Source organism: Haliscomenobacter sp. (assembly GCF_965225875.1).
Lineage (GTDB): Bacteria > Bacteroidota > Bacteroidia > Chitinophagales > Saprospiraceae > Haliscomenobacter.
Genome location: NZ_CBDDBS010000001.1, coordinates 431,341 through 444,361 on the forward strand (window position 1 = coordinate 431,341; position 13,021 = coordinate 444,361).

Here is a 13,021-nt window from a genome sequence, read left to right on the forward strand (position 1 = left end):
TTGCTCTTTCACCGCCACCCTTCCTATTTTTTTCGTTAAATAGCGCTGCTATTCGCCTTAAAAAATAGTCGGTTGGCAGCAAAATAGCTGTGGCCAAAATGTCAATTTATTGTTCCCCAGCGCCTAGGAAACTAACCTATTAACCTTTAATCAAAATACAATGAATACTTTATCAAAAATCGGCCTGATTTGTTGCCTTTTCATTTCCCTCTTCGCCTGCAACAAAGACCAAAACACCTTCGACGCATCCGGTGCTTTTGAAGCCGAAGAGGTGATCGTATCTGCCGAACAAACCGGAAAAATTTTGAGCCTGAACATCGAAGAAGGCCAAGAGTTGGCAAGCAATGTGGTCATCGGGCAAATCGATGTAGCCGCGCTCAATGTGCAAAAAGAACAAACCCAGGCCTCGGTGAATGCCATTGGCCAAAAAGTAAACAATTCTGCGCCCCAGGTCAATATTCTGCAAAGCCAGATTAAAACTCAAAAAGCCCAAATCCAGGTACTGAATCAGCAATTGGAAGTGCTGAACAAGGAAGTGGCCAGAACCCAAAACCTCGTCAAGGCCGATGCTGCCACGCCCAAACAATTGGACGACCTGATGGGGCAAAAATCGATTCTGGAAAAACAGATCGCTGCTGCACAAGACCAAATTGGCGTGCTCAATGAGCAAATCGCCGCTGCTAAAGAAAATGTCAGCATCCAAAACCGGGGTGTGCTTAGCGAAGTGACGCCGATGCAAAAGCGGATCAGCATCCTGGACGAGCAAATTGGTCGCGGGCAAATCAAAAACATTGTTGCTGGAACGGTGCTGACCAAGTACGCCTCCGCCGGAGAATTTGCCAGCATGGGCAAGGCTTTGTACAAAATCGCCGACCTCTCCGTGCTTACCCTGCGCGCTTACATCACCGGCAACCAGTTGCCCCTGATCAAGTTGAACCAACCAGTGAAAGTCCTCACCGACGATGGTAAAGGCGGCTACAAAGAAGCCACTGGTCGGATCACCTGGATCAATGACAAGGCGGAATTCACCCCCAAAACCATCCAGACCAAAGACGAACGCGCCAATATGGTGTACGCCATCAAAGTGAAAGTGAAAAACGACGGCACCTATAAAATCGGAATGTATGGGGAAATCAAATTTCAATAGCCATGGCCGACGTCGTATTGAACCACATCAGCAAAACCTACAACAAGGGCGAGGTCAAAGCGGTAACGGATGTGTCGTTTGCCGTTGAAAAAGGGGAGCTTTTTGGCCTGATCGGCCCCGATGGGGCGGGCAAAACCAGCATCTTTCGCGTGCTCACCACGCTGTTGTTGCCCGATGCAGGTTCGGCATCGGTCAATGGCCTGGATGTGGTCAAAGACTGGAAGGCCATCCGCCAGCGGGTAGGGTACATGCCGGGCAAGTTCTCCTTGTACCAGGACTTGACGGTGGAAGAAAACCTCAACTTTTTTGCTACGGTTTTCAACACCAGCGTTGCCGAAAACTACGATTTGATCAAGGACATTTATGTACAAATCGAACCTTTCAAAACCCGCCGCGCCGGAAAACTTTCGGGAGGGATGAAGCAGAAACTGGCCTTGTGTTGTGCCCTGATTCACCGCCCACAGGTCTTGTTTTTGGATGAACCCACCACGGGGGTTGATACGGTTTCGCGCAAGGAATTTTGGGAAATGCTCAAGCGCCTCAAGGAACAAGGCATCACCATTTTGGTCTCTACACCCTACATGGACGAGGCCACTTTGTGCGAGCGCATTGCCTTGATCCAGGATGGCAAAATTTTGTCGATTGATACCCCTGCTCAGGTTGTGGCGCAGTTTCCCAAAAACCTCTACGCCATCAAATCCGAGCGCATGAGCCAATTGTTGCGCGACATCCGGCACTTGGACTACATCGACAGTTGCAATTCCTTCGGAGAATTTCACCACATCACTTTTCGGGACGATGATGATTACGAGATGCAGAAAAAACTGATCGCGGATTTGAACCACCAAAACCACGAGTACATCGAATTCAAGACAACGCCTGCGACCATCGAAGATTGTTTCATCAAATTACTCGATCAGCATGAATAGTAACATCGTCATCTCTACCGATAAACTCACCAAACGCTTTGGCGATTTTGTGGCGACAAATGAAATCACTTTTGATGTATACGAAGGTGAGATTTTTGGGTTCCTGGGTGCCAATGGAGCTGGCAAAACCACGGCCATGCGGATGCTCTGCGGTTTGTCCATCCCATCATCTGGAAAAGCGAGCATCGCCGGCTTTGATGTGTACAAGGAAACCGAAAAGATCAAGGCCAACATTGGCTACATGAGTCAAAAATTCTCCCTTTACGAGGACTTGACGGTGCAGGAAAACATCCGCTTTTTTGGCGGCATTTATGGCCTTTCCGATCAAAAAATCAAGTCCAAAAGTGATGAATTGATTCAACAGCTGGGGCTGGAAAAAGAACGGAGCAAACTAGTCGGGTCCCTGCCATTGGGCTGGAAGCAAAAACTGGCTTTTTCCGTGGCCATTTTTCACGAGCCCAAAATTGTGTTTTTGGACGAACCCACCGGAGGGGTTGACCCTGTTACGCGGCGGCAGTTTTGGGACTTGATTTACGATGCATCCGACCGGGGCATTACCATTTTTGTCACCACCCACTACATGGACGAAGCCGAGTACTGCAACCGCATTTCGATGATGGTCGACGGCTACATCAAAGCCCTGGATACTCCGACGAAGCTCAAACAACAGTTTTCTGCCGAAACCATGGATGAAGTATTTTTTGAACTAGCACGGGGTGCAAAAAGAAAAGCAGATTAACCATGAGACAATTCTTCGCCTTCGTCATCAAGGAATTCTACCACGTTTTCCGCGACCCCAAGTCCATGCTGATGCTGTTCGGGATGCCCATCATGTTGATTTTGCTCTTTGGATTTGCGTTAACCAACGAGATCAAAAACTCAAAAATTGTCATTTGTGATTTTGCCCAGGACCCGGCGTCTCAGCGCATCATCGACAAAATTGAGGCCAGCAAGAATTTTGAAATCAAAAAATTCTTGTTCGATCCCCGCCAAATTGAGCAAGCCTTCAAGGAGGGCAATGTCAAATTGGTGGTCGTGATTCCCAACCACTTCAACGACGACTTGCTGCACCTCCACAAAGCGCAAATTCAAGTCATCGCCGACGCTTCCGACCCCAATACGGCCAATACCCTGACGAATTACATCACCAACATCGTCATGGATTACCAAAAAGAGATCACCCCATTCAATGATCTGCCGCAACAAATCAATACCGAAATCAGGATGATTTACAACCCGGAGCTCAAAGGCACCACCAATTTTGTGCCAGGAGTAATGGCGCTGGTTTTGCTCCTGGTTTGTGTGCTGATGACCTCGGTCTCGATCGTGAAGGAAAAGGAAAAAGGGACGATGGAGGTACTGCTGGTTTCGCCGATGCACCCGCTGATGGTGGTCATTTCCAAGGCAGTGCCCTACCTGTTTTTGTCGATTGTCAACCTTTCAGTGATTTTGCTCTTGAGTATTTTTTTGCTAAAAATGCCCATCAATGGCAGCATCGGCTTGCTCTTTTTTGAAAGCTCACTACTCATTCTCACTGCGCTTTCCCTGGGCTTGCTCATTTCCAATTCAGCACAATCGCAGCAACAGGCCATGCTCATTTCACTGATGGGGATGTTGATTCCAGTGCTGTTGTTTACTGGGTTTATGTTTCCCTTGGAGAATATGCCCCTGCCCCTGCAAATCATTGCCAACGTAGTGCCCTCAAAGTGGTATTACATCATCGTAAAATCGATCATGATCAAAGGTTTGGGCCTTAGCGCCATTTGGAAAGAGACCCTGATTTTGCTGGGCATGACCGTGTTTTTGCTCAGCGTGAGCATCAATAAATTCAAAATTCGCCTCGGATGAGAACTTTAAGATTTTTGTTGCAAAAAGAGTTTCGCCAGATTTTCAGAAACCGGGCCTTGTTGCCAGTGATCTTCATTGCGCCGATGATTCAGTTGCTGATCATGCCGCTGGCCGCCGATTACGAGATCAAAAACATCAATATATCCATTGTAGACCACGATCATTCGGCGTATTCCCGGCAATTGGTGTCCAAAATCAGCTCTTCGGGCTACTTTGTGATCAGTGATTACGGCACCTCATTCAATGCTGCTTTTCAGCAATTTGAAAAGGACAAGTCCGACTTGATTCTGGAAATCCCACTCGGTTTTGAGCGCAATCTGGTCAAAGAAAACGAGCAAAAACTCTTCATCGCCGTCAACGCCATCAACGGCACCAAAGCCATGGTGGGTAGTTCGTACCTGAGCAGAATCATTGCGAGTTACAATGCGGATATTCGACTGGAAATGACGGCCAATCCACGCATGAATCCCGTCCCAAACATCGAAGTGCCCTCCATCAATCGCTTCAATCCCTACCTGAATTATCCCTTCTTTATGGTGCCCGGCATTTTGTGTACCCTCGTGACCATGATCGGCGTATACATGTGCGCACTGAACATTGTAAAGGAAAAAGAGGTCGGTACCATTGAGCAAATCAACGTGACGCCCATCAAAAAAATCCACTTCATCCTGGGCAAGCTGATTCCCTTTTGGGTCATTGGGGTATTCCTTTTTTCGGTGGGTTTGTTCATCATCGCAGGTTTGGTGTACGACATCCACCCGCTTGGCAGTATCCCCTTGCTGTACTCCTTTTTGTTCCTCTTTCTAATCGCAGTGCAGGGCATCGGACTGCTGATCTCTACCTATTCCGAAACCCAGCAACAAGCCATGTCTATCGCCTTCTTCTTCATGATGATCTTCATGCTGATGAGTGGCTTGTTCACCCCTGTCGACAGCATGCCCAATTGGGCCATTGTGATTGCTAGGCTGAATCCGGTGACGCACTTCATCGAGGTGGTGCGCATGGTGGTGTTGAAAGGCAGTGGGTTCCAGGATATCAAGTACCATTTTCTGGTGATGACGGGGTTCGCGCTGTTTTTTAATAGCTGGGCGATTTGGAATTATCGGAAGACGGCGTGATGGGGGTGGGAAAAACTAAAATTTTCTTGTAATATTATCGTTTAAGTTTGGCTAATCTTGATCGATATGAAACCTCGTATATTTATTGGCTCATCCAGTCATGGGAAAAACATTGCTGCTGCAATTCATAATAATCTACGAGATTTTGGAGAGATTACGGAATGGAGCCAAGGCGTTTTTAAACTGACTGCAAGTTACCTGGATTCATTGGAACAGGCGCTTTCCAAATTTGATTATGCAATATTTGTTTATACACCTGATGATGTAGCATCTATAAAAAACTCCGAGTATATCATTCCCAGGGATAACGTTATTTTTGAAACAGGTCTCTTTATAGGGAAACTTGGGAGCAAAAAAGTATTTTTTGTTTCTCCGAAATCGATAGAGAATTTTCATCTATTGAGCGACTTATCCGGGATTCACCACGGTCAATATGATTCAAATAGAACTGATCATAACTGGGTTGCTGCACTTGCACCTTTTTGCAATGACGTTATTCAGCATATTACTCAAAACATTCAAGAGGAGATTGCAAATCAATTCTGCCAGTATTTAGTACGGTATGCAAACAAAGAAGAGCCCTTGATATACAGCAAAAAAAGCATGAACATATCATATGAAAGAGCATACAATTTATTACTATATATGTTTAACCATGAGCGCTTCGAGGAGTTTATGGCTTTTGATTTAGCCTTCGACAGATGGGAGGAATTAATTCAATTTGAACATTCTCAAACAGTTAATATTTCTCTAGAGATATTTGAAGCTATGAATTCCATTTTGGAACAGAACCGATGTCAATTATTCAGGCGAATTCTTGTAATAGACCAAGGAAAGCTAGGGAGCAATAAAACATTTGAGGTATTAAAATTCTTTTATGATAAAGAACGGCAATGGAATTATTTACTGGGTAGAGTGGCAGTTGAAACCAAAATTTATGTATATTCAACTATTGGGAACCCTGGAAGTGTTAACAAAATTAGAGAACTTAATGATTTCGCTTTGTTTAAAAATCAACATGATAGTTTTTCTATTATCGAAACTACACTTACTGCACCAAACGACTTTGTAAGTAACCCAATGTGCCAAGTCAATTGTGACATAGATAAAATAAATTCTCAAACTGATGGATTTAATAGGTTTTGGGCTTTAAGTAAAGATATAAAAGACATATTTAGCCAATTTTACAGTAGAAATGAAATGGAGAGGAACCGTCTACCAAAGGAAATGGCCTTTAATTATTTTCATAAACACATGATTAATATTGATAGGGCAGGAATAGTAATAGAAGGCGGCTATTTTGATTTAAGGGCTCCTGATGACGAAGAAAGATATTATCACTTGGAAGATGCCCTGTGGTTATATGAAAATTTAGTAAACTTTGTTTCTGACAAAAAAAGCATATTATTAGAATCATTTATTAATGATTTCTCGACATCAAGTATTTGCCAATTTAAATATTGTGATGTCGATTTAGTTAACTCCAGCAAAGAAGATAAGGATAGGTTGATAATTGAGTTATTAGAATCTATCAGGTCTAAATACCGAGTTAGGAACATTAGTGCTACCGAACTTGAAATTTTTGGAATGCGTAATACAAGAAACAAGGTGTCAAAATATTTGAAAGAACTCATCAAAGAGAATAAAAAAATAGAGCTTATTAATAACGAGGAACAATTATTTGATGTATCTATAAAGAGCGATAAGGGAGACCCTATTTTACTAGGATATTATGACTTAGAAAGATCAGCGGTCACGGTGAGGTGTACATCAATTATGGCCCAGCATTATTACGATTTATTCAATTTCATAAAAATCAGAAAACCAGATATTAATGAACTATGGATTTTTGATTTCAATAAAATCGAAGAAAAAAAGTCTGTCAACTTGGGTGCGCGAGCTTCTCTTGATCTATTTGATTGGCCTAAAGACCTTAAACTAAATATTGTTAATTGTATTTATAACCCAGACGATAGAACAGGGACGATAGATGTCGTTGGGAATAATCAATTATAAAAATTAACTAAGAATGCAGAAGAATCAATTTTTGGGCTACTTTGATTATGCAGCAAGCACTCCTTGTGACAAACGGGTTTTAGAAAAAATACTGCCTTTTTTTTCAGATTTCTATGGAAATCCATCAAATACTTCTGGTATAAACAAGGAATCAGTCAAAGCCATTGAAAAAGCAAGAATTCAAGTTAGCGAGTTAATAAAGTGTTTACCCCAAGAAATCTATTGGACATCTGGTTCAACTGAATCGAATAATATTGCGCTCCAAGGAGTATGTATGAAGATGAGAGAGAATGGTAAATTTGGCCATATAATAACTTCTAAGCTTGAACACAAATCAGTATTAAACACTATCAAACACCTAGAAAAGCAAGGGTTTAGGGTTACCTACCTTAAACCTGATTCTATAGGTGTTATTACAAGAGATATGGTAGCAAAGGCAATTCAAGAAGATACTTTTATGATTTCTATAATGTATGCAAATAATGAAACGGGTGTTATTAATGAAATAGAACAAATATCAGCATTTGTAAAAGAGAATAACCCTTCAATTTTAATACACTGCGACGCAACGCAATATTTTGGAAGGTATAAACTTGATATGAATAAAATAGGAATTGATATGATGAGTTTTTCGGGCCATAAAATATATGGCCCGAAAGGTGTAGGTGGTCTATACATCAGATCACAGCATACATTCAATAGAATTTCATCCATTACGAAAGGTGGTGGCCAAGAAGATGGAATTCGACCAGGGACCTTGAACACCTGCGGTATAGTAGGCTTGGGAGCTGCCGCGCAATTATGCCTTGAAGAACAGGATGAGTATTATAACAAGATCTTAGAGTTTCAAGCCCTTTTTGAATCAGGATTACTTAATTACCTGCCAAACTTCACAATTAATGGCCGCTTTGCAGTTAGGGTTCCACATATAACAAGTTTAACATTCCATGAACTAGTTGAAGATAAGCTTATCGATAAATTTCCAAATATAGTAATTTCATCTGGAGCGGCATGTGATAGCAATGATTTAACTCCCAGTCATGTCCTTCGAAGTTTAAATTTAAATAATAAGGACATAAAAAATACTCTTCGTATAAGTTTTGGAAGAACCACAACAAATGAAGAAATATTGAACCTAATTAACTATTTTCGAGAAATTCATGGAAGGATACTTCAAATCAGATAACTTGCGACTTATATAGTCGACCCTTACAAAGTCAGGATCGACGACCATTTAAATAAAAATTTAATAATGAGCAGATTAATCCCCACAAAACTATTCCTAAGTTATTCCCGCAAAGATACCGACCTAGCTGAATACCTAAAAATTGCCTTAAAAGAATCGGGCTATGAGGTTTTTTTTGACAAAGAAGAGATCTTGATAGGTGAAGATTTTGCGCAAAAAATCCAAAAATCAATTCAAAAAACGGATGCCCTTATTTTCATTTTATCAAAAAATTCAATCCAAAGCCAGTGGTGTCAGGCAGAGGTGTATACAGCAGTGGCGCTAGGTAAAAAATTCATTCCGGTCAAGTATGCTGCTAATGAGGAGTTTGATGAAAATGACTTTTTTTACTCCTTTCAAAAAAACATCAATTATGCAATCGTTCAAAACAAAAACGATTACGCTAATGCGGTACTACTGATTCACAAATTTCTGACCGAGACGCGGCGTAAGGTTGCTCGACGTTGGCTTTTTCGAATTGTAGGCTTGCTCGCTTTAGTCGTTTGTATAGGCTTATTTTACTTTTACGCCATCACCTCACTGAATGATTCCAGATTGAAAAGGATGAGAGCCGAATTGTCTGCTCAAATCACCAATTCAAAAATAATCTATAATCATGGTCAGCTTCAGAACATGTTAAAAGATTATGCGAGTGATGATGAATTGCTAAAGCAACTGTACTATATTTATAACGCAGCGGAGAGTAGTGAAAACGCCAGGGTAAATTCACTTTTTGCAATTGCCCTTTTGGAAAAGGATAACCCAACCCGTAAAAGATGGTTCATCCAAAACTTTCAGGCCAATCAGCAGGAATTCATTAGGGGCAGTCTTGTCAATACTACCCTTATGCACGGAAATATAGATGAAGTTTATTTCGAGAAGTCGAATTTTAGTGGTGTTGTTTGGGGAAGTGGGTTTATCAATGAGAAAGAACCAGGTTTAAGCATCGGGGCTTCCAAGTACAAGGCTTGTCATTTTTATGGCAATACTTTTAATCCAAGTTCAATGATTTTGGTTGAACTTGAAAATTGTGTTTTTAAAGGAAGCAGGCTTGAACTTGAAAACATGGGTGATGTGAAATTCTATAGCCCTATTGACACTAATTCGAGTTTGGTCACCAATGAATTAGCCTTATTTGAAAACTGCGTTTTAGAAAACAGTGAAGAACCACCTCAAGCTGGAGTAATAGAAATCCTTCCGAAAAATAGCGAGGTTCGATTTGTGAACGTATTATTTGAAGCCTGCCATTTTAGAGGGTTTATCCGGAGCAAGTGGTTTGAAAACTGTATTTTTTCAAATTGTAGCTTTCCGAAAGCAGTGGACGTGAAAGGTATGGAGGGGAATGGGTGCATTTTTCAGGAGGCAGAGTTTAGGTAGGGGACCCCGACAAATTTAGGATTGACGAATTAATTTGCAACAATTATCATTCATCCATAAATCTAAAATTATGCCCATTCAAGCTACTATTTTTTCCACACGTTCACCCGAAGGCAAAGCATTAGAAGGAATGCTCCGAGACTTTCTCCATGCTCTTGGCTGGATAGTAAGCGTGCACAATCAGCCTACACAGTCCGAATTTAATTCAGCTTGTATCAAACAGGATGTAGTTTTTGTTGATGCAAGTGTTGAATTAGCGGGAACACATAACTATGCTGCATTTACGGCACAGCCTCAAGCATATGACCACGTTTTAGTGGCGAGCAGAACTTATTTACCTCAAAATTTTTACGGATTACGTGAAGGAGGGGCGCCACCGTATCCCTTTTCGCAGAACAATCAAGCGATTATGGCTTGGATACGCGAGCAAGTGGCAGATTTATTGCCCAACTTGCCAAGAACGGGGAAGAACATCTGGAGCACAGGTTTAAGAGGGCCTCTAAAAGATTTGGAAAAAGCCCGAGTCCGAGCAAGTCAGCAGCATCAAATTTTTGTCAGTTTTCGAAATAGTGTACACAAGCAAGCGAAAGATTTACAACAACAGCTAGCTTCTGGAAAATTTCATCAAGGGGTAAAACAAGGAGTATTGTTGCTCTCACCCGGAGAACTGGCTTATCAGGACGAGGTACTTTCATACCTACAGCGTTGGGAAATATTGAGTATTATCGAGGAAAAGATGCGAACAGTCAAGGAAGTATGGATTCTGGAATCAGATCAATACTATCAATCTTGGTGGACAAGTGGCGAAATGGTACTCATGGCTTATTTTCAGGCGGTAAGCAAAAGAAGGCCCCTGCTCAAGGTATATCATCCTAAAACTCAAAAGGTAGAGGTAGAACCTGCAGGAGTTGTCCCTGAACTAAGTTATGAACAAAGAAGGAGTTTGGATAGACTCTTATCCACCGCAGGCCGTACTAGAGGTGCCGAAACTGCTCAAAAAATGCGCGAATTTGCTAGTATTCCCTTGATTGGGCGTTCTGCTTTTTTTAATCATCCCGCCTTCTCTTTGGAATGGACACAACAACGGGTTTTTGAAGAGCCTACAAACACCGGATACAGTTGGAAAAATGCGCTTAACCCCGATCTATTCATTGAAATGGTTCAACCAAAGCTGATCCCGGTGCCTCATGAGGTTTTACAACAAGTGGCTCAACGAGGGGCGACAGACTACCAGCAATACAGCTTCATGATGGCCCCCCACCGCTATATCTGGTATGCTACACGTTTGGGTAGGCTGAACGGTCCGAAATATTCAGATGAATTGACGATTGCACAGGAATTGGTGTTTAGGGCGAAGAAAAGGTGAATTGTTTTTATGAAGATGCAAGTGTTTAAAAATTAAAACGTCATAGAGCTTAATTTTTTTTTAAAGTTCTTTTTATTTTTATAATTATTTACCTCAATTTATAAAACTATGGGTTTAGTTAAAAAAATCATTCCTGTTGAAAAAACCAACTGGGATCGCATACAAGATGTAATAGATGGAACAACAACCGGATTGATTTTGATCGATCCGGTAAAAGAGGAAGTGGCGATTAATCTTAAAGGAAAACTGCTGATTATATTTTTTAGCGGAGAATAAAAAAATTATAAGGTATTTCTAAATCTATTTATAATGCCGAATTTAGTAGAAGAATACGTTGGACTACATTCAAGTAGTGAACACCCATGGGCAATAAGATTTTTAGGAAAAAACATATCCAATGATTCTGCAAGTATTCATTCTCTTCTTAGGAAAATTGTATTTACATATCTACTTACAACAGCATTTTGGATTAATATAGTTATGAAATTATGTGCATTATGCACTTTAATAAAACCGGATAAAGTTGGATTCTTTTTAATTGTTTTTGTGGCATTTAGTTTTTCAATTGAAATATCATATGGGAGAACAACTGTTTATAGTGCCGCAACAATTTGGGCAAAGTTTCAAAACAAAATAGATATTAAATTAGAAGAAATAACAATAATAATTGACCGATTTTCACCCTTTCTTTGGATGAGAAGCATACTTTCGATAATTCATTTTGCTCTCTCAATTTTAAGCATTGTACAAATTTATAAATTTATGCATTGGTCCATTATTCTAAATGTGATTCTTACTTTAACAATTTTTTATATTTCGACTCAGATTCTGAACATAATCCCTGGTATAATTTTTTTTTTACACGTCAAGAGTTTTCAAGAAAAACTTGCTTTTACAAAAGAATATTTATTGGAAGATTATGAACTCAATTGGGAAAACGATTCAGAAAAAAATGATGACTTGACAATACAATTTAGTACTATAAATTTAATATCTTTAGTCTTCATCCTTTCACTACTATATGTTGAATTATTTTTAAAACCAACCTTAATATTTAATATTTTTTTTGCTGCTATAATATTAGCTTTATTACTTCAAAGTATCTATTCAACTTCAACTAGATTAAAATCCCCAGAAAATTTCTTTAGAAAACCATTATTACCTTTGGGCAGTAAAATACTTAGCTTTCACCTTTTTCATTCCATGATATTAGAAGCATTTTGGGTCTTTTCTTCAATGTCGGTCATTTCTAGTTTTGTAAAAAAAGATCCAACATGGATCTTCTTGTTATTAAGTCCTTTTATAGTATTTTCTGCTCGGTACATCTTAGGGAATAGTACTATAAAGATTTTCAAGAAAATACTAAATCAAGAATTTAAAATATTAATTTTTAGACGTTTTTCAGCGGATTTTTCTGAAATAAACAAGAAATTGATTTACCCTACCTTAGGCGCATATGGAAATCTTCTTTCAATTAATGATAAATATTTATTTGAGGCCAAATCTGGTACAAATCCTGACTCAGAACAAATACTCAATGAATATCGAACTTTATTATATTCTACTGAAAAAAGTTGGCAAAAGCATGTAGCTTTTTATTTACTACATGCTGATTTAGTTATTTTTCAATGGAATGATTTACCAACAAAAAATATGGAATGGGAATTTTTAGTCACTTTAAGCCAAATGCCGGAGCACAGGATTATTTTTATATGCGATCAAAATAATTTATCTCAGATTCAATGCTACGTTCAAAATATATTAAAACAAAAAGCATCATCAATTAAATTTATTTCTATCAGCAACGATACTACTAGTAAATTATTCGTTAACGAAATCCATAATATTTTTAAACTCTTAAAAAAAGAAGCCAAAACAAATACAAAAATCATCTAATTGCCTTTTTTAACAAGAAAATTGCAGCAAGTGGGACTGAAGTGGCCAAAACCCGGCGGCGGTAAATAGTTCAACGGCAGTCTCAGTTACCAGACGAAA

General features: G+C 39.9%; 11 protein-coding genes. All 11 read left to right on the forward strand.

Annotation, left to right across the window (positions count from 1 at the left end; all coding sequences use genetic code 11):
- Positions 1–160 precede the first annotated feature (160 nt).
- The 11 genes from ACO08K_RS01650 to ACO08K_RS01700 all read left to right on the forward strand — a co-directional run bounded on the left by ACO08K_RS01650 (position 161) and on the right by ACO08K_RS01700 (position 12,922).
- Positions 161–1,147, forward strand: a complete 987-nt coding sequence (locus tag ACO08K_RS01650) for an HlyD family secretion protein (protein ID WP_421794644.1) — start codon at positions 161–163, stop codon at positions 1,145–1,147.
- 2 nt (positions 1,148–1,149) lie between these two features.
- Complete coding sequence (locus ACO08K_RS01655) at positions 1,150–2,076, forward strand: ABC transporter ATP-binding protein (RefSeq protein ID WP_421794645.1); 927 nt, start codon at positions 1,150–1,152, stop codon at positions 2,074–2,076.
- Positions 2,069–2,815, forward strand: coding sequence for an ABC transporter ATP-binding protein (locus ACO08K_RS01660; RefSeq protein ID WP_421794646.1), 747 nt, complete (start codon positions 2,069–2,071; stop codon positions 2,813–2,815). The genes ACO08K_RS01655 and ACO08K_RS01660 overlap by 8 nt, the downstream gene beginning before the upstream one ends.
- A gap of 2 nt (positions 2,816–2,817) precedes the next feature.
- Positions 2,818–3,924: an ABC transporter permease gene (locus ACO08K_RS01665; RefSeq protein ID WP_421794647.1), complete on the forward strand. Its 1,107-nt coding sequence runs from the start codon at positions 2,818–2,820 to the stop codon at positions 3,922–3,924.
- Positions 3,921–5,042: an ABC transporter permease gene (locus ACO08K_RS01670; RefSeq protein WP_421794648.1), complete on the forward strand. Its 1,122-nt coding sequence runs from the start codon at positions 3,921–3,923 to the stop codon at positions 5,040–5,042. The genes ACO08K_RS01665 and ACO08K_RS01670 overlap by 4 nt, the downstream gene beginning before the upstream one ends.
- Positions 5,043–5,108: 66 nt before the next feature.
- Positions 5,109–7,058, forward strand: coding sequence for a nucleotide-binding protein (locus tag ACO08K_RS01675; RefSeq protein WP_421794649.1), 1,950 nt, complete (start codon positions 5,109–5,111; stop codon positions 7,056–7,058).
- Positions 7,059–7,071: 13 nt separating this feature from the next.
- On the forward strand, positions 7,072–8,244 hold the full coding sequence (locus tag ACO08K_RS01680; RefSeq protein ID WP_421794650.1) for a cysteine desulfurase family protein: 1,173 nt from the start codon (positions 7,072–7,074) through the stop codon (positions 8,242–8,244).
- 66 nt (positions 8,245–8,310) lie between these two features.
- Positions 8,311–9,660 (forward strand): toll/interleukin-1 receptor domain-containing protein, encoded by a 1,350-nt coding sequence (locus ACO08K_RS01685; RefSeq protein ID WP_421794651.1) that lies wholly within the window; start codon positions 8,311–8,313, stop codon positions 9,658–9,660.
- A 70-nt stretch (positions 9,661–9,730) separates the two neighbouring features.
- A complete protein-coding gene (locus ACO08K_RS01690; protein WP_421794652.1) occupies positions 9,731–11,026 on the forward strand; it encodes a hypothetical protein in 1,296 nt (431 codons plus the stop codon).
- Between the two features lie 108 nt (positions 11,027–11,134).
- Positions 11,135–11,302: a hypothetical protein gene (locus ACO08K_RS01695; protein ID WP_421794653.1), complete on the forward strand. Its 168-nt coding sequence runs from the start codon at positions 11,135–11,137 to the stop codon at positions 11,300–11,302.
- A 33-nt stretch (positions 11,303–11,335) separates the two neighbouring features.
- Entirely contained in the window at positions 11,336–12,922 is a 1,587-nt protein-coding gene (locus ACO08K_RS01700; RefSeq protein ID WP_421794654.1) for a hypothetical protein, read from the forward strand.
- Positions 12,923–13,021 lie beyond the last annotated feature (99 nt).